At 38.5% G+C, this 22087-nt stretch carries 18 protein-coding genes and 1 tRNA gene; 17 read left to right on the top strand and 2 right to left on the bottom strand.

Features of this window, described 5'->3' with window-relative positions:
- Nucleotides 1–589: 589 nt before the first annotated feature.
- A tRNA-Arg gene (locus tag B2V22_RS00095) sits at nt 590–661 on the bottom strand.
- Between the two features lie 293 nt (nt 662–954).
- On the opposite strand from B2V22_RS00095, the gene clpP reads away from it, so the two are divergent.
- The 9 genes from clpP (at nt 955) to B2V22_RS00050 (ending at nt 12783) form a co-directional block, all read left to right on the top strand.
- Entirely contained in the window at nt 955–1551 is a 597-nt protein-coding gene (gene clpP, locus B2V22_RS00090) for an ATP-dependent Clp endopeptidase proteolytic subunit ClpP (protein ID WP_290489754.1), read from the top strand.
- 314 nt (nt 1552–1865) lie between these two features.
- Nucleotides 1866–2903, top strand: coding sequence for a sugar-binding transcriptional regulator (locus tag B2V22_RS00085; RefSeq protein WP_290489753.1), 1038 nt, complete (start codon nt 1866–1868; stop codon nt 2901–2903).
- A gap of 37 nt (nt 2904–2940) precedes the next feature.
- Nucleotides 2941–3954: a type I glyceraldehyde-3-phosphate dehydrogenase gene (gene gap, locus B2V22_RS00080; RefSeq protein ID WP_290489752.1), complete on the top strand. Its 1014-nt coding sequence runs from the start codon at nt 2941–2943 to the stop codon at nt 3952–3954.
- A 101-nt stretch (nt 3955–4055) separates the two neighbouring features.
- Entirely contained in the window at nt 4056–5249 is a 1194-nt protein-coding gene (locus B2V22_RS00075; RefSeq protein WP_290489751.1) for a phosphoglycerate kinase, read from the top strand.
- Nucleotides 5250–5298: 49 nt separating this feature from the next.
- Nucleotides 5299–6051: a triose-phosphate isomerase gene (gene tpiA, locus B2V22_RS00070; RefSeq protein ID WP_290489750.1), complete on the top strand. Its 753-nt coding sequence runs from the start codon at nt 5299–5301 to the stop codon at nt 6049–6051.
- Between the two features lie 3 nt (nt 6052–6054).
- The gene (gpmI, locus tag B2V22_RS00065) at nt 6055–7587 is read left to right on the top strand and encodes a 2,3-bisphosphoglycerate-independent phosphoglycerate mutase (RefSeq protein ID WP_290489749.1); all 1533 of its coding nucleotides are present in this window, start codon (nt 6055–6057) and stop codon (nt 7585–7587) included.
- A gap of 92 nt (nt 7588–7679) precedes the next feature.
- Nucleotides 7680–8981 (top strand): phosphopyruvate hydratase, encoded by a 1302-nt coding sequence (eno, locus tag B2V22_RS00060; RefSeq protein WP_290489748.1) that lies wholly within the window; start codon nt 7680–7682, stop codon nt 8979–8981.
- Between the two features lie 290 nt (nt 8982–9271).
- Complete coding sequence (locus tag B2V22_RS00055; RefSeq protein WP_290489747.1) at nt 9272–10912, top strand: peptide ABC transporter substrate-binding protein; 1641 nt, start codon at nt 9272–9274, stop codon at nt 10910–10912.
- A gap of 197 nt (nt 10913–11109) precedes the next feature.
- On the top strand, nt 11110–12783 hold the full coding sequence (locus B2V22_RS00050) for a peptide ABC transporter substrate-binding protein (protein ID WP_290489746.1): 1674 nt from the start codon (nt 11110–11112) through the stop codon (nt 12781–12783).
- A gap of 414 nt (nt 12784–13197) precedes the next feature.
- On the opposite strand, the gene B2V22_RS00045 is transcribed toward B2V22_RS00050, so the two are convergent.
- Entirely contained in the window at nt 13198–13572 is a 375-nt protein-coding gene (locus tag B2V22_RS00045; protein ID WP_290489745.1) for a DUF3899 domain-containing protein, read from the bottom strand.
- Nucleotides 13573–13633: 61 nt separating this feature from the next.
- On the opposite strand from B2V22_RS00045, the gene opp3b reads away from it, so the two are divergent.
- The 8 genes from opp3b (at nt 13634) to smpB (ending at nt 22028) form a co-directional block, all read left to right on the top strand.
- A complete protein-coding gene (opp3b, locus tag B2V22_RS00040; RefSeq protein WP_154837359.1) occupies nt 13634–14578 on the top strand; it encodes an oligopeptide ABC transporter permease in 945 nt (314 codons plus the stop codon).
- Between the two features lies 1 nt (nt 14579).
- On the top strand, nt 14580–15620 hold the full coding sequence (opp3C, locus tag B2V22_RS00035; protein WP_290489744.1) for an oligopeptide ABC transporter permease: 1041 nt from the start codon (nt 14580–14582) through the stop codon (nt 15618–15620).
- 14 nt (nt 15621–15634) lie between these two features.
- The gene (locus B2V22_RS00030) at nt 15635–16816 is read left to right on the top strand and encodes an ABC transporter ATP-binding protein (protein ID WP_290489743.1); all 1182 of its coding nucleotides are present in this window, start codon (nt 15635–15637) and stop codon (nt 16814–16816) included.
- Nucleotides 16809–17750, top strand: a complete 942-nt coding sequence (locus B2V22_RS00025) for an ABC transporter ATP-binding protein (protein ID WP_290489742.1) — start codon at nt 16809–16811, stop codon at nt 17748–17750. The genes B2V22_RS00030 and B2V22_RS00025 overlap by 8 nt, the downstream gene beginning before the upstream one ends.
- Nucleotides 17751–17854: 104 nt before the next feature.
- Nucleotides 17855–18088, top strand: coding sequence for a preprotein translocase subunit SecG (gene secG, locus B2V22_RS00020; protein WP_290489741.1), 234 nt, complete (start codon nt 17855–17857; stop codon nt 18086–18088).
- A 158-nt stretch (nt 18089–18246) separates the two neighbouring features.
- Entirely contained in the window at nt 18247–19005 is a 759-nt protein-coding gene (locus B2V22_RS00015) for an alpha/beta hydrolase (RefSeq protein ID WP_290489740.1), read from the top strand.
- 25 nt (nt 19006–19030) lie between these two features.
- Nucleotides 19031–21526: a ribonuclease R gene (rnr, locus tag B2V22_RS00010; protein WP_396159669.1), complete on the top strand. Its 2496-nt coding sequence runs from the start codon at nt 19031–19033 to the stop codon at nt 21524–21526.
- A 28-nt stretch (nt 21527–21554) separates the two neighbouring features.
- A complete protein-coding gene (gene smpB / locus B2V22_RS00005) occupies nt 21555–22028 on the top strand; it encodes an SsrA-binding protein SmpB (RefSeq protein WP_290489738.1) in 474 nt (157 codons plus the stop codon).
- The last annotated feature ends 59 nt before the right edge of the window (nt 22029–22087 follow it).

The following is a 22087-nucleotide window of genomic DNA, read 5'->3' as shown; positions in this document are numbered from 1 at the left end:
GAAAAGTATGAATTGTTCAGGACTATGAAAATAAGTTAAGTTTTATAATCTTTTATATTTGGCTTTTTATTACTTTAAGTTTTTTTATAAGTACTATAAGAACTGTAAACTTACTATTGAAAATTTTGTTGCATCATAATCATGATGCTAAATTGTTTAAAGCGAGTGAAGAATTAACCAAGGATCAGTTTGAGAAAATAGAACAACTTAAAAAAAGGCAATAAATGCTCCATATTTTAAAATATGTGCATACTAACTCCCCCTCACTCCTAACCAGTAGGGATTTGAAGTATCTTCCCACATCAGTTATATTATTTATGTGCTTTGCTCCCAACTTAGCACGTTAAAAGCCCTTGCTTCCTTAATAGGAGGTAGGGGCTTTTTTACTGCAATAATAAAGCCTTACTCATAGAAAGTAAAAGCCAACAATTATATTTCATTTCCTTTAGAACGGGAACACGTAAAATGTGTTTAGAGATGTGTTTAGATGTGTTTAGATTTTAAACAACTCAACAGAAGTCGTTCTTGTTTAGAAACCTTATTATACCAGCGTTTATAGCGCCTTTTAAAACCCTTTTAAATGCTTGAATGCGCCCGGAGGGAATCGAACCCCCATTATAAGAACCGGAATCTTATGTGATATCCATTACACTACGGGCGCAAATTATTGTATATTTTGGTAAAAAACAATAACAGAATTATTATAGCCTAGTTTTTAGTCAAATTCAAGCTTTTATAGGAATCTGGAAGTGTCAATCGTTTTTAACAAGTGATGATATCTTAGGTATTAACATGGGAAGTTGTTACATTTTTCAAGCCCTTGAAGGGCAGCTATTGGGCAGAAGGAGCCTTCTATGCTAAAATAATAGAGAAAGTCAAAAAGTTATATTTGTTGACCAATTTTGACCATAAAGGTATAATAGCCATATACAAGTTTAAAAGGAGGACATTTAAATGAACTTAGTACCAACAGTTATTGAACAATCTTCTCGCGGTGAACGTGCTTACGATATCTACTCTCGTTTATTAAAAGACCGTATTATTATGTTGAGCGGGGAATTTAATGATGATTTAGCCAACTCAATTATCGCTCAATTATTATTCTTAGACGCTCAAGACCCAGACAAGGATATCTACCTATACATCAATTCACCAGGTGGTTCTATCACTTCTGGTATGGCCATCTACGATACAATGCAATTTGTACATGCAGATGTACAAACAATTGTAATGGGCATGGCAGCATCAATGGGCTCATTTATTGCAGCTGCAGGTACTAAAGGTAAACGTTTTGCCTTACCAAATGCTGAATTCTTAATTCATCAACCATTAGGTGGTGCTCAAGGACAAGCAACTGAAATTGAAATCGCTGCTCGCCACATCTTGAAAACAAAAGAAAAAATGAACCGTCTATACTCTGAAATGACCGGCCAACCTGTAGAAGTGATTGAACGCGATACAGACCGTGATAACTGGTTAACAGCAGAAGAAGCTTTAGAATATGGTTTATTAGATCAAATCATGACTAAAAATGATGAATTAGAAAAATAATGAATACATTTTAAATCTGGAGAAGTGGGGTAAAACCTGCTTCTTTTTTTTAAGGCGTTCGATATAGCCCGCGGAGTATGCCCTTAAATATGCAATCTTTATAAGGCATAATACCTGTAGTGGCAATATAAGAGAAAAGTGGCCTTAAAAGCTTGCAAGCGGATAAATTTATTGGTATGATTACTCATGTAAAGAGATGAGATTCGAAAGGAATCAAATTTTTTTACCGTAAGGTGGTCAAAAAAAGACATCCTGGACAATAAAAGTCCTAGTCTTTTTTTACTCAACGTTTTTGTACTAGGAAAGTGGGGACTATGGACGAATTATTTAAAAGTATTACTGAAGTAGTGCCGGAAGTTCAGAAGACCTATTTTGAGAGAATCACCGTCTTACAGCGGATTTTCAAAGATGGTCCGATTGGTCGGAAGGGACTAGCTGAAAAGTTAGCAATTACCGAACGACCGCTACGTACAATCACAGATGTTTTGAAACAACAAGGTCTCATTGATTCTTCTCCCGCGGGTATGACAATTACGCCAAAAGGGGAACGAGCAATTGCTACAGGTCAAGACTTGTGGCGTGATACAAATAAAATTCACTTACAAGAAAAACATTTGGCTGATGTGCTCAACATAGCAGATGCTCGAATTGTTTCAGGAGATATCGACCAGGATCAACATATTTTATTTGAAATGGGTCTACAAGTTTCAAAATACTTAGACAAGAATTTACCAATGGGGAATCATACGATTGCTGTTACTGGTGGTTCAACTATGCTAGAGGTGAGTGAACATGTTCAACTAGCACCTTCTACTGACAGACACTTTACTGTGGTCGCAGCCAGGGGTGGAATCGGAGATGCTTCAGCAACTCAAGCCAATACAATTAGCGATATTCTAGCGCAAAAGTTACACGGTCACAATATTTCCTTATATGCTCCCGAGAATTTATCTGAGGTGGCAAATATGGCTTTAATGAATGATCCCGTGATTCAATCAACTTTAAAGCGGTTAAAAGAGGCTAACATTTTGCTTTTTAGTGTTGGTAATGCTAAAATTATGGCAAGGCGTAGGGGACTTGATTTAGAAAGTTCATCTAAGATTAAGAGTAACCACGCTGTAGGGGAAGTGTTCGGGTGTTTCTTTGATAAAGAAGGAAACATAGTACATCGAATCCCTAGAATTGGTCTACAACTTGAAGACTTGGCAGATATTGACTTGCCAATTCTGATTGCTGGAGGCAGTGTAAAAGCAGAAGCAATACAGGCTTTTGCAAAACTTGCACCTAAACAGTTAGTCATTATAACTGATCAAGGTGCCTCAAATATGGTTTTAAATGGGGAATCCCATTAAAATAATTTTGTATTCCATTAAGGAGGAATTTTGTAGTATGGCAATTAAATTAGCAATTAACGGTTTTGGTCGTATCGGTCGTTTAACTTTACGTCGTATCTGGGAAGAAAATGAATCAAATGTAGAAATCGTGGCAATCAACGATTTAACAGACAACGAATTTTTAGCTTACCTATTAAAATATGATACAGCTCACGGTACTTTCAACCACGATATCGAAACTACTGAAAATGGTATTTCTATCGATGGTAAAGAAATCACTGTATACTCTGAACGTGACGCAAACGATTTACCTTGGGGTGACTTAGGTGTTGATATCGTTCTAGAATGTACTGGTTTCTACGCTACAAAAGAAAAATCTCAAGCACACATCAATGCTGGTGCTAAAAAAGTTATCATCTCAGCTCCTGCTGATGCTGAAACTAAAACAATTGTTTACGGTGTAAATGAAGATATCATTGATTCTGAAGATACAATTATCTCTGGTGCTTCATGTACTACTAACTGTTTAGCTCCTGTAGTTAACGTGTTAGAAAAAGAATTTGGTATCAAACATGGTTTAATGTCAACAATCCATGCTTACACTTCTACACAATCATTACAAGATGCACCTAACGGTAAAAAAGGTAACTTCCGTAACGGTCGTGCAGCTGCGGAAAACGCTATTCCAGCATCTACTGGTGCAGCTAAAGCTGTAGGTCGTGTTATTCCTTCAGTTAACGGTAAAGTTGACGGTACTGCTATCCGTATTCCTATCGTAACTGGTTCAATGACTGAGTTCTACTCAACATTAAACACTAAAGTTACAGTTGAAGAAGTTAACGCTGCTATGGAAAAATACGCTAACCCATCATTCTTATACAACACTGATGAAATCGTATCTTCTGACATCGTTGGTGTTCCAGCTGGTTCAATTTTCGACGCAACTCAAACTAAAGTTATCGAATCTGAAGATGGCCAATTAGTTAAAACTGTTGCTTGGTACGACAACGAAGCTGGTTTCGTTTCTCAATTCGTACGTTTAATCGAATTCTTTGCTGCTAAACAATAATTAATTGTTTAAAAGTAAAATCAGTTGAATTTGGGCGGGAAGCTTCGCGCTTCCTGCCCTTTTTTATTGGTTAACAACTTAAGATAAGGAGTGCTATTTTAATGGCTAAGAAAACTGTAAAAGACATCGATTTAAAAGGTAAAGTTGTTTTAGAACGTGCTGACTTCAACGTTCCAATGGACAAAGACCTTAAAATTACTGATGACAACCGTATCGTTCAAGCATTACCAACTATCGAGTATATTCTTGAGCAAGGTGGTCGTTTAGTATTATTCTCTCACCTTGGTAAAGTGAAAACTGAAGAAGACAAAGCTTCTAAATCTTTACGCCCGGTTGCAGAACGTTTATCTGAAAAATTAGGTAAAGAAGTTACTTTCGTAGCTCAAACTCGTGGTCAAGAATTAGAAGATGCTATCGCTAACCTCAAAGATGGCGAAGTATTGATGTTCGAAAATACTCGTTTCGAAGATGTAGACGGCAAGAAAGAAAGCAAGAACGATCCTGAATTAGGTAAATACTGGGCTTCATTAGGCGACGTATTTGTTAATGACGCATTCGGTACTGCTCACCGTGAGCATGCTTCTAATGTTGGTATCTCAAACAATATCGAAGCAGTTGCTGGTTTCTTAATGGAAAAAGAAATCCAATTCTTAGGTGACGCTGTTAACGAACCAAAACGTCCATTCGTTGCAATCTTAGGTGGTGCAAAAGTATCTGACAAGATTTCAGTTATCGAATCATTACTAAATAAGGCTGACAAAGTCTTAATCGGTGGTGGTATGGCATATACCTTCATGAAAGCTCAAGGTTACGAAGTTGGTGGCTCTTTACTTGAAGAAGACAAAATTCCATTGGCTAAAGACTTAATGGAACGCGCTGGCGACCGTTTAGTATTACCGGTAGACTTTGTTGTAGCTGACGCGTTTGACAACGACGCTAACACTGATGTTGTTGATGTCGACGGTATCCCAGCTGACTGGCAATCACTTGATGTAGGTCCTAAGACTGTTGAGTACTACGCATCACAAGTTGCAGACGCGAAAACTGTTGTTTGGAATGGCCCAATGGGTGTATTCGAAATGCCAAGTTTCGCAAAAGGTACTAACGGTGTTGGTGAAGCTATCGCTAACTTAACTGATGCTACAACTATCATCGGTGGTGGTGACTCAGCTGCAGCTGCCTACCAATTAGGTTTAGCTGATAAATTCACACACATTTCTACTGGTGGTGGGGCATCATTAGAATTCTTAGAAGGTAAAGAATTGCCTGGTATCGCTGCAATCGCGAACAAATAATTTTCGTAATTAAATCGAATAAAACTTTTCGTAAAGGAGTTTTTTATATATGCGCAAGACATTAATCGCTGGTAACTGGAAAATGAACAAAACAGCTGCTGAAGCTCATGAATTCGTTGCTGCACTTAAAGAAGGTTTCCCACAAACGGATGCTGAATCTTTAATCGCACCACCAGCAATCTACATTGAAAAATTAATCGAAGAAGTAGCAGATACTGACATCCAAATTGGTGCACAAAATGTCCACTTTGAAGATGAGGGTGCTTTCACAGGTGAAATTTCTCCGCTTGCTTTAGAAGCTTTAGGCGTACCTTACGTTATCATCGGTCACTCAGAACGTCGTGAATTATTCGGCGAAACTGATGAAGATGTACGTAAAAAAGCGGCAAGCATTTTCAGCCACAACATGACACCAATCATTTGCTGTGGTGAAACTTTAGAAACTCGTGAAGCTGGCCAAGAAAAAGAGTGGGTTAGTGGACAAATCCGTGCTGCTCTTGAAGGTTTAACTGCTGATCAAGTTGCACAAGCTGTAATCGCTTATGAACCAATCTGGGCAATCGGTACTGGTAAAACAGCTTCTGCTGATGATGCACAAGACATGTCAGCACACATCCGCGATTTATTATTTGAAATTGCTGGTAAAGAAGCTGCGGACCAAACACGTATTTTATACGGTGGTTCTGTAAAACCAGCTAACATTGCTGAATTGCTTGAAAAAGAGGACGTTGACGGTGCGCTCGTAGGAGGAGCTAGTCTTGATGTTACTTCTTACATCGCATTATTAAATGGAGGTAAATAACACATGTCTAAATCACCCGTAGCTATTATTATCTTAGATGGATTCGGTTGGAGAGAAGAATCATATGGTAATGCTGTAGCACAAGCAAACAAACCAAACTTTGACCGTTACTGGAATGAATTTCCACATGCTACAATGAAAGCTTCTGGGTTAGACGTTGGGCTACCTGATGGACAAATGGGTAACTCTGAAGTTGGTCATACAAATATTGGTGCTGGCCGTATTGTATACCAAAGCCTAACTCGAATCGATAAAGCTATTGAAGATGGTGAATTTGCTGAGAACGAAGCATTAAACGGTGCTTACACTCATGTAACTGACAACAATTCAGCTTTACACATCTTCGGATTATTATCTGATGGTGGAGTACACAGCCACTTACGTCATATCGAAGCATTGATTAAAGATGCTAAAGCTAAAGGTGTTGAAAAATTATACCTACACGCTTTCTTAGATGGACGTGACGTTGATCCACATGCAGCGCCAGGTTATATTGAATCACTTGAAAAAGTAATGGCCGAAGAAAACTTAGGTCAAATCGCTTCAATTTCTGGTCGTTACTATGCAATGGACCGTGATAACCGTTGGGAACGTGTACAAAAGGCTTATGATGTTATCTTTAACGGCAAAGGCGAAACTGGCGACAACGCAATTGATGTTGTAAATGCGAACTACGCTAAAGACGTTACTGATGAGTTCGTTGAGCCAACAGTAATTGTTGATGCTGACGGCAAACCAGTAGGCCAAGTAGCCGATAATGATGCTATCATTTTTGCTAACTTCCGTCCTGACCGTGCTATCCAACTTTCAGACGCTGTAACTGCAACTGAATGGGATAACTTCGATCGTGGGAATGTACCAACAAACGTTAAATTTGTATCAATGACTAAATACAAAGATACAATCCCAGCTGATATCGCTTTTAAACCAGTCGCATTGAAAAATGTTATTGGCCAAGTCTTATCAGATAACGGCTTAAACCAATTACGTATCGCTGAAACTGAAAAATACCCTCACGTTACATTCTTCATGAATGGTGGGGCAAATGACGAGTTTGAAGGCGAAAAACGTATTTTGATTAACTCACCTAAAGTAGCGACTTACGACTTGAAACCTGAAATGTCTGCTTACGAAGTAACAGACGCATTAGTTGATGAAATTGAAAATGATCGTCAAGATGCGATTATCTTAAACTTCGCTAACCCAGATATGGTAGGTCACTCTGGTATGTTAGAGCCTACAATCAAAGCGATTGAAGCTGTTGACGAATGTTTAGGTCGTGTTGTGGATGCCTTATTAGCTAAAGACGGTAAAGCCATCATCTTTGCTGATCATGGAAACGCGGATACAGAATTAAATGAAGATGGTTCACCAAATACAGCGCATACGACAGTACCAGTGCCATTAATTGTCACTGAAAAAGGTATTGAATTACGCACTAATGGACGTTTAGCTGATGTTGCACCAACAATGTTAGACCTATTAAACATTGACCAACCAGCTGAAATGACTGGTGAAAGTTTAATTAAGCACTAAACTAGGAATATCCGTACCTACCAATTGGTGGGTATGGTATAATATGAATGTAACAAATTTAAAAATTATTTTGAATTTAAAGGAGAGAAATTATGTCTGCAATTACTGATATTTACGCACGCGAAGTCTTGGACTCACGCGGTAACCCAACTGTAGAAGCTGAAGTTTACACTGAAGCTGGAGGTTTTGGTCGAGGAATCGTTCCTTCTGGAGCTTCAACTGGTGAACACGAAGCTGTTGAATTACGTGACGGAGACAAAGAACGCTACTTAGGTAAAGGTGTTCAAAACGCTGTAAACAACGTGAACAACGCTATCGCTGATGCAATTATCGGACTTGACGTAACTGATCAAATCGGTATTGACGCTGCTATGATCGAATTAGATGGTACAGCTAACAAAGGTAACCTAGGTGCTAACGCTATCTTGGCTGTTTCAATCGCTGCTGCACGTGCTGCTGCGGATGAATTAAACATTCCATTATACAACTACTTAGGTGGTTTCAACGCTAAAGTATTACCAACACCAATGATGAACATTGTAAACGGTGGTTCTCACTCAGATGCACCAATCGCTTTCCAAGAATTCATGATTATTCCAGCTGGTGCTTCTTCATTTAAAGAAGCTTTACGTTGGGGTGCTGAAACTTTCCACGCATTGAAAAAAATCTTATCTGGCCGTGGTTTAGAAACTGCTGTTGGTGATGAAGGTGGATTCGCTCCACGCTTTGACGGTACAGAAGATGCTGTTGAGACTATCATCCAAGCAATCGAAACTGCTGGTTACAAACCAGGTGAAGACATGTTCTTAGGTTTTGACTGTGCTTCTTCAGAATTCTACGAAGACGGTGTTTACAACTACGCTAAATTCGAAGGTGAAGGCGGAGCTAAACGTAACGCTGAAGAGCAAGTTGCTTTCTTAGAAGAATTAGTTTCTAAATACCCAATCATTACTATCGAAGATGGTATGGACGAAAATGACTGGGACGGTTGGGCATTATTAACTGAAAAATTAGGTGAAAAAGTACAATTAGTTGGTGACGACTTATTCGTAACAAACACTGAAATTTTAGAACGCGGTATTACTAACCACGTAGGTAACTCAATCTTAATTAAAGTTAACCAAATCGGTACTTTAACTGAAACTTTCAACGCTATTGAAATGGCTAAACGCGCTAACTACACAGCTGTAGTATCTCACCGCTCAGGTGAAACAGAAGATTCAACAATCTCTGATATCGCTGTAGCGACTAACGCTGGTCAAATCAAAACTGGTTCATTATCACGTACTGACCGTATGGCTAAATACAACCAATTATTACGTATCGAAGATGAATTAGGCGATTTAGCTGAGTACCAAGGTTTAAACGCTTTCTACAACTTAGAAAACAAATAATTTCTCTTAAATTAGGGCAATTTACTGCACCAATTTAAGTTGCAATGACACTTTCGAATATTCAGACAGTTAACATCCTAGCGCAGATATCTCGGTATCTGTGCTTTTTTTTCGATAATCAAGTTCTTCTTTAAGTTAAAGTTGCACATACAAAGTTGGATTAAATCTTGCATATTCTGGCAAAATAGTTTTTTTTCGGATAAAGATATTATACTGACACCATTGACATAATAAAATAATGAGATACAATGATATTAATATTAAAAATTTATGAGAAATGGGAGATTTCTATGACAATAAAGAGAAGTTTTTTGGTTACGCTAGCAACTGCGGCTTTATTAGCTGCTTGTGGTAGTAATGGAGGGAATACTGGGGCTACAAATGGGGAAGCAAGCGCAGTAGTTAATTATGTAGCACCAACTGAAATTGCTACAATGGACTCCGTATTAGTAACAGATATGAATAGTGCCAACTACATTGGACATGTTCAAGAGGGTTTATATTGGGAAAATGATGTAAATGAAATTCAACCAGCCTTGGCTGAATCATTGCCTGAGGTTTCTGAAGATGGATTAACTTATACGATTAAAATGCGTGAAGATGCAACTTGGTCAAATGGCGATCAAATTACAGCGCACGATTTCGTATACGCAATTCAACGTTTAGCTAAACCGGACACGGCAGCACCATACTCATACTTACTAGCAGGATTTGAAAATGCTGAAGGTGTTTTAAGCGGTGATCAAGCAGTTGAAGAATTAGGTGTAGAAGCATTAGATGATTACACTATAGAAATTCGTTTAGAAACACCAATTCCATATATTGAAAACTTATTAGCTTTCACGCCGTTATACCCACAAAACCAAGCTTTTGTTGAAGAAGCAGGAGACGCTTACGGTACTGATTCAGATAATCTTGTTTTCTCTGGTCCATTTACCATGACTGAATGGGACGGAACAGGTCTAACTTGGTCATTAGTGAAGAATGACGACTACTACAATGCTGACGATATTGCCATTGATGAAGTAGATGTTCAAGTCATCAAAGAAGTCTCAACTAACGTTAACTTATTTGAAGCTGGAGATGTTGACAACTCATTATTAACAGGTGAATTAGCAAAGCAATATCTAAATCATGAAGACGCCGTACAACAAGCAAAAGCGAGAAACTACTGGGTAGCCTTCAACTATAATAACGAAGTATTTCAAAATAAAAATCTTCGTGAAGCGATCGACTATGCCATTAACAACGAAGAGTTAGCAACTAATGTTATCGGTGATGGTTCAAACCCGGTATCTACATTTGTACCGGAAAACTTTATCTTTAACCCAGAAACAGAAGAAGACTTTGTTTCGGAAGTTGCAATTGAAGATAAATACGATCCAGAAGAAGCAGGTAGACTTTGGGCATTAGCACAAGATGAATTAGGTGTTGAAACATTAACACTGAACTTATTAGGCGATGATGACGAGAAAAGTAAAACAACCGCTGAATATATCCAAGGACAAATAGCAAATAACTTACCAGGTGTCACTTTAACATTGCAAAATGTACCTAAGAAAAACCGTCTAAGCCAAGAAGATGCACGTGATTATGATTTAGTTATTACAGGTTGGGCAGCTGACTTTGCAGATGGTATCAACTTCTTTGAATTATTTGAAACCGATGGCCCATACAACCGTGGGGACTACTCAAACGAATCTTATGATGTAGAAATTTCTGCTGCTAGAGGTGAAAATGCCAATGATCCAGTAGCACGTTGGGAAAACTTTGTTGCTGCCCAAGAAGTATTAACAGAAGATGCGGCATGGATCCCGTTATATCAAGAAGTAGAAACACAATTAAGAAATCCTAACTTAGAAGGTATCACTTTCAGATCTGTAGGCAACGAATTTGACTTACGTACCGCCACTTTAATTAGTGCAGAATAAAATACAATTATTGAACAAATGACAAGACAACCGTAGATAAAATTTCAACGGTTGTCTTTGTTTATGAGGGGATTATGAATATTTCATGAAAATAATGAGAAGAAAAGATTGACAACGTATTCAAAATCTAGTAAATTGTCTCCATGTTGTAATAAATATCTAATTAAGCAATTTGCTTAAATATGGAGGATGTTCTTATGGAAAGAAAAAGTTTATTTAAATCACTTGCAGTGATTGGTTTATCAGGTTTAGTTTTAGCAGCCTGTGGTAATAGTAGTGACAATTCAGGTTCAAATGGTTCTGGCGATAGCGAACAAGTATTGAACTGGACGACAATGTCTGAATTACCAACAATGGATACGACAATGGTTACAGATACAGTTTCATTTGATATGATGAACAACGTTAATGAAGGTTTATACCGTCAAAACGCTGAAGGTGAATATGAAGCTGGTGTATTAGACGGCGAACCGGAAATTTCTGAAGACGGTTCTGTATACACATACAAAATTAAAGAAGATGCTACATGGTCAAATGGGGACCCTGTAACAGCTAATGACTTTGTATATGCATGGCAACGTTTAGTTGATCCTGATACAGCAGCGCCATACTCATACTTAGCGGACGGTTTCATCCAAAATGCAACTGAAATCATCGCTGGCGAAATGGAACCTTCAGAGTTAGGTGCTGTTGCTGTAGATGAAAAAACATTAGAAGTAACATATGCGAAACCCGTGCCATATTTGGAAGGTTTACTAACAATGGCACCATTCTACCCACTTAACCAAGCTTTTGTAGAAGAACAAGGTGACAATTACGCAACTAACTCAGATACAGTTTTATATAATGGACCATTTGTCTTATCTGGTTGGGATGGTACAAACTTGAACTGGTCATTAGTGAAAAATGATAGCTATTGGGATGCAGATAATGTTCAGTTAGATACAGTTAAATACCAAGTTCTTAAAGAAACTTCAACAGCATTAAACCTATTTGATTCTGGTGAGATTGACTATACTACAGTATCTGGTGAATATGTAGCGGCTCGTGAAGGTGATCCAAACATGGATAATGCGCCTGAATCGACAGTATTCTATATCAAGATGAACCAAGAACGTAACGGTGAAGAAACACCATTAGCGAATACAAATATTCGTCGTGGTATCTCACAAGCGATTGATAAACAATCATTTGCAGACCAAGTGTTACAAAATGGCTCGCTACCTGCTGACTACTTAGTACCAGAAGGATTAGCAAGCAATCCGTCAACAGATGTTGACTTCCGTGAAGATTCAACTGAAGGTACAGGATTTGTTGACTATGATGTAGAAGCTGCTCAAGAAGCTTTCAATGCTGGTTTAGAGGAGTTAGGTACTGACTCAATTACACTTGAATTATTAGTAGATGATTCAGAAAATGCGAAACGTTCAGCTGAATATATCCAAGGACAATTGCAAACAAACTTACCAGGTTTACAAGTTCAAATTGTATCAGTTCCGTTCAAGAACCGTGTAGCAGCTGATAATAGTCAAGACTACGATTTACAAATCGGAGGTTGGGGCGCTGATTATGCTGACCCAATTAACTACTTAGAATTATTCGTAACTGATGGAAATAATAATAATTCTGGTTACTCAAACGAAGAGTACGATGCGTTAATCCAAGCTGCATCAGATGAAACTGAAGACTTAGATAAACGTTGGAGCGATTTAGTCGCAGCAGAGTCTTTAATCTTAGAAGAAGCTGGTATCGCACCATTGTACCAACGTTACGGTGCTTACTTAGAGCAACCAACAGTTGAAGGCGTTGTTCACCACCAAGTTGGTGCATCGACTTCATTCAAATGGGCTTCAAAAACAGCAGCAGAGTAATTTCAGCTGACATTTGAAACTTATTGAAACAACCCGCCAAGGCTTGGCGGGTTATTTTTATTATGATATGTGAGGAATGTTGACGTTAAATGATAATTGTGTTAGAATTTGTACTACTTTTGGTGAATAATTCTAAGAGATTGACTAGAATATAAATCATTCTATTTATGTCACCAAATGGATTTATTTGCGTTTTAAGGCGCGTTAGGCTTATAAACCCGATAGTACTAATTGGGTAATAAAAAGGCCTTAATCGTGGATCAAGACCAAATTGAAGGTGGGTTGATAGTTTTTTTACTTACTAGAAGTTAGGTAAGAAAAATGACATGATTACGGATGTAATGTTTCATGGTAATGATAACTAGAATAACATATCAAAAAAAGGGCGGATAATTTGGTCCACCCTTGGTAATTCTATATAATGTAATAGGCGATTAGGAAGATTAAACTTATTGCTAATAAGCTGCCACCGATTTTTAGAAAGCCGATGTACCAGTTGCCAATTGATTGGGACAAAGTTTGTACATTTCTTTCTGAGTCATCATCTTTTTTTAAATTATTTTGTGAGAAAACACCTGGTTTCCACTTACGCCAACTGTACTGAAACAGGTCAAAAGTCCCGTCTTTAAAGATTAATCCGAATAAACCAAGGATTAAAAAGGGCGCTGACAAGTAAAAGTAGCTATTGCTTAAGTAAAATAAAGTGATACCCTCTTGCAAAAAAATTGATATAATGAACGGTATCGTGGCAAAAAGCAAAAGGGTGCTTTTCCAACGTTTATAAATCATTGATAGATCAAATCCTTTCAGATATGTCAATAATTTAACACAATATAGGAGGTGAAGCAATTTGAAATCGTATTACAAATATCTACTTCGAAGAGTATTTTATATGTTTTTAACAATATTTCTAATTGCAACAATTACATTTTTCTTAATGAAACTGCTTCCAGGTACACCTTTCCAAAATGAGGATCGGTTATCTGCGGAACAAATCATTATTATGAACGAACGTTATGGTTTGAATGATCCAGTGATCGTCCAATACGCACGTTACATGTTAGGTATTTTTACAGGTGATTTAGGTGTATCTTTCCAATTCTCAAATACACCAGTTACTGAATTATTAAGTAGCCGTATTGGTCCGTCATTACAATTGGGTGGTCAGGCAATCTTGTTCGGTACATCATTTGGTATTGTACTAGGTGTTATCTCAGCTATGTACAAGAATACTTGGATTGACTCAACTGCTACATTCGTGGCTATCTTAGGTCGTTCAATCCCTAACTTCGTTTTCGCGGTATTACTGCAACTAGTATTTGCCGTACAACTAGGTTGGTTCCCAATCGCTTTATGGGATGGTTCATTTGCAGCAACAGTCTTACCGACATTAGCATTGGCCATTTCGCCATTAGCCGATTCGAGTCGTTTCATCCGTACCGAAATGGTCGACGTATTGAATTCAGACTATATTGAATTAGCGCGTGCGAAAGGTTTAAGTAAAACAGCCGTAGCTTTCAAACATGGTGTACGTAATGCCTTAATTCCATTATTAACATTATTAGGGCCATTAACAGTTGCATTGATGACAGGTTCAATGGTAGTAGAAAACATTTACGCAATTCCTGGTATTGGTGAACAATTCGTTAAATCAATCCAAACAAATGACTATCCAACAATCATGGGTATCACAATTCTTTACTCATTCATGTTAGTGTCAATGTTATTGATTGTGGATGTGTTATACGGTATCGTAGACCCACGTATTCGTGTAAGTAATGAAGGAGGGGAATAAGATGGCTGAGAACAATCAATCATATAAATCAATTGCAGCTGACAAATTCCGCCCAGCTACGCAACATGACCACGTCGCTGAACGTGAGCAAATTGCTGGAGAATCGTTGAACTTCCTTCAAGATTCTTGGCGCCGTTTAAAGAAAAATAAAGTAGCGATTGTATCCTTAGTGGTATTGATCATTGTTGTCATTCTTGCTATCTTGGCGCCAGTGATTGCACCTGCGGATCCAAATGCACAAAACGTAGCTTTTGCCAATCTGCCACCAAAGATTCCTGGATTGGAAAGCTTTGCTTGGTTTGATGGTAAATCAGAAGTGGCCGGATCAGCGATTGACCAATACGCTGCTAATAATGTGCCAGATGGCGTATACTACTACTTAGGTACTGATGCTTTAGGACGTGACTTATTATCACGTATCTTATACGGTACACGTGTATCGCTATTTATCGGTATGATGGCTGCCTTGTTCAACTTAGTTATCGGTGTACCTTACGGTATTATCTCAGGTTGGAATGGTGGTCGTGTTGACAACATCATGATGCGTTTCTTAGAAATCCTATCAGGTGTACCGAACTTGGTTATCGTTATCCTAATGTTATTAGTATTACAACCAGGTATCATGTCAATTATCATCGCTTTAGCGATTACAGAGTGGATTTCAATGGCTCGTGTAATCCGTGCACAAACAATGAAAATTAAAAACCAAGAGTACATCTTGGCTGCCCGCTCTTTAGGTGAGTCAGCATGGAAGATTTCTTTCCGTCACATTTTACCTAACTTGTCAGGTATCATTATTATCCAAACAGTATTCTCAATTCCGTCTGCGATTTTCTTCGAAGCGTTCTTGAGTTTCATCGGTTTAGGTATTCCAGCACCAAATGCTTCTCTAGGTACATTAATCAATGATGGGTACAAGACATTTAGATTCTTGCCTCATTTAATGTGGTACCCAGCGGGTGTAATCTGTATCGTCATGATTGCATTCAACATGTTAGCAAATGGCTTGCGTGATGCTCTAGATCCAAAAACGAATGATTAAGGAGTTGAGCAGAGTTGAGTAATAAAACAGGAAACATTTTAGAAGTAAAAGACTTAGAAATAAATTTCAAAACGTATTCTGGAGATGTTAAAGCCATTCGTAAAGTGAACTTTGACTTGAAACATGGGGAAACGTTAGCAATCGTAGGTGAGTCTGGTTCAGGTAAATCTGTAACTGTTCGTACCGTAATGCGTTTATTAGCCAATAACGCGGATGTTAAAGGTGGCCAAATCCTTTTTAACGGTGAAGACTTATTGAAGAAATCTGAAAAAGAGATGCAAGATATTCGTGGTAAGGATATCGCTATGATCTTCCAAGATCCGATGACTTCATTAAACCCAACAATGAAGATTGGTAAGCAAATTGCTGAACCAATTATCTTACACCAAAATAAATCTAAAAAAGAAGCCTACGCAAGAGCGGAAGAACTACTTGAATTAGTTGGTATTCCAAAAGCACACGAACGTATGGATCACTATCCACACCAATTCTCAGGAGGACAACGTCAACGTATCGTTATTGCAATTGCCTTGGCTTGTAACCCACGTGTCTTAATCGCGGATGAGCCAACAACAGCCTTAGATGTAACTATCCAAGCACAAATTCTTGAATTGATGAAAGAGTTACAACATAAAATTGATACTTCAATCATTTTTATCACGCATGACTTAGGTGTTGTTGCAAACGTTGCTGACCGTGTTGCTGTTATGTACGCTGGTAAAATCGTTGAATACGGTGATGTTGACGAAATCTTCTTCAACCCACAACATCCTTATACATGGGGACTAATCGGTTCAATGCCAACATTAGATACTGCAGGTAAACTGGTTTCAATCCCTGGTACACCACCAGACTTATTGGAACCGCCAAAAGGTGATGCCTTTGCCTTACGTTCTGAATACGCAATGGAAATTGATTACGAGGAAGAACCACCATTGTTCCAAGTATCGCCAACACACGCGGCTGCAACTTGGTTATTACACCCAGATGCACCAGTAGTAGAAGCACCAGCTGAAATTCAACGTCGTTACAAAATCTACGAAGGCCTATCAAAAGGTATCGTGCCAGAAGGTTACAACGACGGTGTACCTCGTGCTGAGTTAGACGAGCATACTGAAGTGGTTACATCAACTGATGTTGAAGGTGTAATCGCTACAGGTGAAGTAGATATGGAAGGAGATGACGCAATTGGCTAATGAGCAAGAACCAATTTTAAAAGTTAGAAATTTAAAACAATACTTCAATGAAGGCTCAAAAGGTGAAGTACGCGCCATTGACGATATCTCTTTTTACATTTTTAAAGGTGAAACATTTGGTTTAGTTGGTGAGTCTGGTTCTGGTAAAACAACTACTGGACGTGCTGTTATGCGTTTATATCAACCAACTTCAGGTGAAATCATTTTTGAAGATAAAGATATTGCTTCATTAAAAAATCGTCGTGAAATGTTAGACTTCCGTAAAGACATTCAAATGATTTTCCAAGATCCTTACGCATCTTTAAATCCTCGTATGAAGGTTGAAGATATTATTGCTGAAGGTCTAGAAATACACGGATTGGTGAAGACAAAAGCTGAACGCAAAGCGAAAGTCGCTGATTTATTAGAGCAAGTTGGGTTAAACCCACAACATGCTACCCGTTACCCACATGAGTTCTCAGGTGGACAACGTCAACGTATCGGGATTGCACGTGCTCTTGCAGTGGCACCAAAAATGATTGTAGCGGATGAACCAATTTCGGCCCTTGACGTATCGATTCAAGCCCAAGTAGTCAACTTGCTTGAAGAATTACAAGAGGACTTTGGCTTAACATTCCTATTCATCGCCCACGACCTTTCAATGGTGAAATACATTTCTGATCGTATTGCAGTAATGTATATGGGTAAAATAGTGGAACTTGCTGATGCTGACGAATTGTATTACCATGGTTTACATCCTTATACGAAGAGTCTTTTATCTGCCATTCCATTGCCAGATCCAATTTACGAACGCAACCGCCAACGTATTACATACAACCATGAACCTTTCAAAGGGGACGAATCAATGGTTGAAATCGCACCAAACCACTTTGTATACTGTTCACCAAGTGAAGTTGAACTATACAAAGAAATGCGTGCAAACCAAGGCGAATAAACAAATCGAAAAGGTGACTTCGGTCGCCTTTTTGTTTACCCACAATTGTATGTCAACCATACTTATGGTAGAATAACTAGGACATTAAAACGGAGGGGTATCTTTTGTATAATATATTATTAACCATTCTAATTATCATCGCCTTTCTACTAATTCTAGTAGTTGTTGCACAACCATCTAAAGGAAATAGTGCAAGTAACTTAACTGGTGGTGGCGATGCGATGTTTGGTAAAAAGAAAAAAGCACGCGGATTTGAAGCTGTCTTAAATCGATTTACAATCATGTTAGGTGTAGCCTTTATGGTGATTGCCTTACTATTAGCAAACTTATCTTCATAACATTTGGGCGGTTCTGCAAGGGGACCGCTATTTTTATACCTTTCGTTTGCTGATGACAATGCAATTAATTGATTTAAAAGCGAATAAAACTTACAATGGAATAGCGAAGTCATTATGTATAAATGATGTTAATATATTAAGATTGAGAGTGGATATGCATGCAAGCAAAATTTCCAGAACCATTTTTCTTTGAAGGTGATGAAAGGGCAGTAATCCTTTTCCACGCCTTTACAGGTACTTCGAACGACGTGCGGATGTTGGGACGTCGGTTAAATCGTGAAGGTTACACTGTTTATGCACCTCATTTAACAGGACATGCCACTATGGACGTCTTTGATTTAATTAAGGAAGGCAATCCAGCTGCATGGCTACAAGACGGTCAAGATGCCTATGATTTTATGGTTGAAAAAGGCTATAAGCAGATTGCAGTATTTGGTTTGTCTTTAGGTGGGACTGTGGCTACTTCAGTGATTTTAAATAATCCGGCAATTGGTGGTGGCGTATTTAATACACCTATTGTCACAGATCAAGCTATTACTGATTCCAATGTCCCGATATCTTTTATGACCTATGCCCGAAAAGTCCAAGAATCAGCTGGTAAGACTGAAGCAGAAATCAACCAGTCGGATGACAAATTAGCCCAACAATTATATACCACCCTTACCGGTGTACATGCCGTGAACCGTGATTTACGCGCACGACTTGACGAATTGAAAGTGCCATTCTACATTGCAGCTTCTGGTCAAGATGAATTAGTTGATCCAACCGCTGGTGAGCAGTTTGCAGATGCCATTACCACTGCACCCGTTCATTTAAATACCTTTAATTCAGCAATGCATGTGATCACAGTCGGTAAATACCACCACGAATTTGAAGACACAGTAATAGAATATTTAACCAACCTAAATTGGGAGTGAAATAGTGAGTAGAAAAATTAATTATATGAAAAAAGAAATCCTTGCCGAGTTGGCAAGTTCAGAAGAGAATTACACAGCACAAACTTTAAGCAAAGCCTTGTCTTATGACCAAGCAGACGATTTTGCCGATTTGGTGAAAACCATCGCTAAATTAGAGCAAGCTGGAGACATTGCCATTACAAGTAAAGGTACTTTAAGTATCAAACAAGATAAAGCCAATTATACAGGGGTATTTACCCAAAATGCACGTGGTTTTGGTTTCGTCAAAAGTGATGAACTTGAAAAAGACATTTTCATCGGTAAGGGTAAAACCAATGGTGCCTTGCAAAATGATGAAGTGCGAGTAAAAATCACCAGAGAAGCCAATCCTTCAAATGACAAGTCAGCTGAAGGTGAAATCGCTGAAGTATTAGTGCGCCATACGACACGCCTTACAGGTGAGTTTACGCCTTTTAACGATCATGATAAAACGTCAACAGGTTTTATTGGTAGCGTGAAACCGCAAAACCATGGTTTAGACAACTTAACCGCCTTAGTAAAACCAGACGGCTTACATCCAGTAGAGGGTGAAATTGTTGTTGTCGAACTAGTAGATTATCCAGATGACCAACACCCATTTGCAGTTGCGGGTAACGTCATTCAACAAATCGGTCATAAAGATGAGCCGGGTGTAGATATACTTGCCATTTTAAATATGTTTGAAATTCCGCATGAATTCCCTAATGAGGTTTTAGACCATGCCAATGAAGTGCCTGACACCATCTCAAATGATGATTTAAAAGGACGTAAAGACCATCGTGACCTGTTAACTATTACAATTGATGGGGCAGACGCAAAAGATTTGGATGATGCCATCTCATTAAGTAAATTACCAAATGGGAACTATCAATTAGGAGTCCATATTGCTGACGTATCTTATTATGTGACAGAAGATTCAGCAATGGATAAAGAAGCCTATGAACGCGGGACGTCAGTTTATCTAACAGACCGTGTAGTCCCAATGTTACCGCAACGTCTATCTAATGGTATTTGTTCATTACATCCAAATGTGGATCGTTTAACAATGACAGCTATCATGGAAATTGACCATAACGGTGGTATTATTGATTATGATATCCATCCTTCAATTATCCACTCTGATTACCGAATGACTTATTCAGATGTAAATGCCATTATCACAGATAATGATCCAGAATTACGAGAAAAATACAGTAAAATCACTGACATGTTAGAGAATATGGCTGCTTTACATGAGATTTTATACAATAAACGTGTAAGTCGTGGCGCCATTGACTTTGACTCTCGTGAAGCGAAAATTATAGTTGATGGTGAAGGTCATCCTAAAGCGATTGAAGTACGTGACCGTGGCGTGGGAGAGCGGATGATTGAATCATTCATGTTATCAGCAAACGAGACAGTTGCTGGCCACTTTACAAAGAAAGTATTGCCTTTCATTTACCGTGTCCATGAACAACCGGATGAAGACAGAATGCAACGATTCTTAGAATTTGTGACGGCCTTTGGTATTGTGCCACAAGGGACAAAATCTTCTATCCGTCCAAAAGATATTCAAAATATCTTGCGTGAGGTTGAAGGAGAGACTTTCCAACCGGTCGTATCCATGATGTTACTGCGTTCGATGCAACAAGCTAAATATGATATTGAACCAATCGGCCATTATGGTTTGGCGGCTGAAGATTACACCCACTTCACATCACCAATCCGTCGTTACCCAGACTTGATTGTTCACCGTTTAATTCACTTCTATGAAAGCCATGCGCGTCCAAATGCAGATAAACAAGAGAAGATGAAGATGAAATTATCTGATATCGCAGAACATTCTTCTAAAATGGAACGTCGTAGTGTGGATGCTGAACGTGAAACGGATAGCTTGAAGAAAACAGAATTTATGTTGGATAAAATCGGCATGGAATTTGAAGGAATCATCTCTTCCGTTACTGGTTTTGGTTTATTCGTTGAATTACCAAATACTGTTGAAGGGTTAGTCCATATCTCTATGCTAAAAGACGACTACTATAACTTTGTAGCTAGCCACTTAGTGATGATTGGTGAGCATACTGGTAAAACTTACCGTATTGGAGACAAAGTTACTGTTAAAGTAATGGATGTTAACACGGATACACGTGACATTGATTTTGTCATTGTGAAGAGCGAGGATAACGGTGAATCATCTGGTTTACAACGTCAAGATAACCGTAAAGGTGGTCGTGGCAACAATAAGGGCCGTAAAGGCAATAATAGAAGCCGTAGACGTCAACAAGATAAAGAATCAAATGGTGGTAACCGTCGAAATGACAAATCTGGTGCTAGCAAGTCTCATAAGGGGAATAAGAACAAGCACACAGGTAAACCAGGTCAGAAGAGTAAAAAGTCTGGTAGCAAGCCACAGAACAGCAAAACTGGCGGTCAAGGACAAAATAATAAGCAAAAAAATAATAGTAAGAGCAAAAAATCAAATCAAAAACGGAGCTTTGTCATTCGTCAAAGTAAACGCAAATAAAAGATTTGAACAGTTAGAAGGTGACTAAATGGCAAAAGGCAAGAAAGTGCAGAAAAATGACGATAACGTCGTTGCACGTAATCGAAAAGCCAATCATGATTTTACGATTTTAGATACAATCGAGTGTGGCGTAGTCCTAACGGGGACCGAAATTAAATCTGTCCGCCAATCACGCTTGAATTTAAAAGATGGGTTCGCAAGAATCGAACGCGGAGAAGTTTGGATGTACAATGTCCATATTTCCGAATTTGAGCAGGGGAACATGTTCAACCATGACCCACTACGCCCGCGTAAACTTTTATTGAAGAAGGCTGAAATTAGTAAGTTATTAAAAGAGACACAAAGGGAAGGTCATACCCTAGTGCCGCTAAAAGTTTATATAAAACGAGGTTACGCAAAAGTGTTATTAGGTGTAGCTGAAGGTAAGAAAAAATATGACAAACGTCGTGCTTTAAAAGAGAAAGATATGAAACGAGAAGCGCAGCGAGCATTGAAAATGTAATCATGAAGCATACCTATGAGAAAAACTGGAAAGTTTAGGTTCTTTTACAAATAGTGTTG

Origin of the sequence: Aerococcus sp. UBA6277, from assembly GCF_002440555.1 — a bacterium.
Taxonomy (GTDB): domain Bacteria; phylum Bacillota; class Bacilli; order Lactobacillales; family Aerococcaceae; genus Aerococcus.
Note: the sequence above shows the minus strand (reverse complement) of the source record. Positions and strands in the feature narration are given on the sequence as shown.

Bases quoted from the DNA above. Each gene is read 5' to 3' on its own strand.
- clpP (WP_290489754.1), top strand. From the start codon at position 955: ATGAACTTAGTACCAACAGTTATTGAACAATCTTCTCGCGGTGAACGT.
- B2V22_RS00085 (WP_290489753.1), top strand. From the start codon at position 1,866: ATGGACGAATTATTTAAAAGTATTACTGAAGTAGTGCCGGAAGTTCAG.
- gap (WP_290489752.1), top strand. From the start codon at position 2,941: ATGGCAATTAAATTAGCAATTAACGGTTTTGGTCGTATCGGTCGTTTA.
- B2V22_RS00075 (WP_290489751.1), top strand. From the start codon at position 4,056: ATGGCTAAGAAAACTGTAAAAGACATCGATTTAAAAGGTAAAGTTGTT.
- tpiA (WP_290489750.1), top strand. From the start codon at position 5,299: ATGCGCAAGACATTAATCGCTGGTAACTGGAAAATGAACAAAACAGCT.
- gpmI (WP_290489749.1), top strand. From the start codon at position 6,055: ATGTCTAAATCACCCGTAGCTATTATTATCTTAGATGGATTCGGTTGG.
- eno (WP_290489748.1), top strand. From the start codon at position 7,680: ATGTCTGCAATTACTGATATTTACGCACGCGAAGTCTTGGACTCACGC.
- B2V22_RS00055 (WP_290489747.1), top strand. From the start codon at position 9,272: ATGACAATAAAGAGAAGTTTTTTGGTTACGCTAGCAACTGCGGCTTTA.
- B2V22_RS00050 (WP_290489746.1), top strand. From the start codon at position 11,110: ATGGAAAGAAAAAGTTTATTTAAATCACTTGCAGTGATTGGTTTATCA.
- B2V22_RS00045 (WP_290489745.1), bottom strand. From the start codon at position 13,572: ATGATTTATAAACGTTGGAAAAGCACCCTTTTGCTTTTTGCCACGATA.
- opp3C (WP_290489744.1), top strand. From the start codon at position 14,580: ATGGCTGAGAACAATCAATCATATAAATCAATTGCAGCTGACAAATTC.
- B2V22_RS00015 (WP_290489740.1), top strand. From the start codon at position 18,247: ATGCAAGCAAAATTTCCAGAACCATTTTTCTTTGAAGGTGATGAAAGG.
- rnr (WP_396159669.1), top strand. From the start codon at position 19,031: ATGAAAAAAGAAATCCTTGCCGAGTTGGCAAGTTCAGAAGAGAATTAC.
- smpB (WP_290489738.1), top strand. From the start codon at position 21,555: ATGGCAAAAGGCAAGAAAGTGCAGAAAAATGACGATAACGTCGTTGCA.